Source organism: Halomonas sp. BM-2019 (assembly GCF_017584085.1).
Genome location: NZ_CP071922.1, coordinates 4,116,080 through 4,116,833, shown reverse-complemented (window position 1 = coordinate 4,116,833; position 754 = coordinate 4,116,080). Strand labels below are relative to the sequence as shown.

Here is a 754-nt window from a genome sequence, read left to right as displayed (position 1 = left end):
TTGACTGCGCTGGTGTAAAAGATCGTAAGCAAGGCCGTTCTAAGTACGGCGTTAAGCGGCCTAAATCTTAACGGTTCTCCGTTCGAGTAAGGCCAAACTAAAAATTTGTAAGTTTTGGGTTATCCCTGAAGATATCGGAGAATTCTAATGCCTAGAAGACGCGTCGTCGGTCAACGTAAAATCCTGCCGGACCCTAAGTTCGGATCAGAGTTGTTGGCAAAATTTATCAACGTTGTCATGGTTGATGGTAAAAAATCAGTCGCTGAAAATATCGTATACGGTGCTTTAGACATCGTTGCGCAAAAAGCTGGAAAAGATCACCTCGAAGTATTTGAAGATGCTCTGGACAACATTCGTCCGGCGGTAGAGGTTAAGTCTCGCCGTGTTGGTGGTTCGACTTATCAGGTGCCAGTAGAAGTTCGTCCTGTTCGTCGTAACACGCTGGCAATGCGCTGGATGGTCGACGCTGCACGCGGCCGTGGTGAGAAATCTATGGCTCAACGTCTGGCGGGTGAAATGCTAGATGCTTCTCAGAACAAAGGTTCTGCAGTGAAGAAGCGTGAAGACGTACACCGTATGGCGGAAGCGAACAAAGCGTTTGCTCACTATCGCTGGTAATTAATTCACGCTCAAATCTCTAATTTAAGAGGAAGCAATTGTGGCAAGACAAACATCGATCGAGCGTTACCGTAATATCGGTATCTGTGCTCACGTAGACGCAGGTAAAACAACCACCACAGAGCGTGTACTTTTC

General features: G+C 46.8%; 2 protein-coding genes and 1 pseudogene. All 3 read left to right on the top strand.

Features of this window, described 5'->3' with window-relative positions; translation table 11 throughout:
- A pseudogene (rpsL, locus tag J5F18_RS20485) lies at window positions 1-71 on the top strand (30S ribosomal protein S12); the annotation flags it as partial.
- Between the two features lie 76 nt (window positions 72-147).
- A complete protein-coding gene (gene rpsG / locus J5F18_RS20480) occupies window positions 148-618 on the top strand; it encodes a 30S ribosomal protein S7 (protein ID WP_346300323.1) in 471 nt (156 codons plus the stop codon).
- Window positions 619-658: 40 nt separating this feature from the next.
- A partial coding sequence (locus J5F18_RS20475; protein WP_346302279.1) for a GTP-binding protein occupies window positions 659-754 on the top strand: 96 nt, incomplete at its 3' end.

Coding starts and splice junctions, on each gene's coding strand:
- rpsG (WP_346300323.1), top strand. CDS start 148: ATGCCTAGAAGACGCGTCGTCGGTCAACGTAAAATCCTGCCGGACCCT.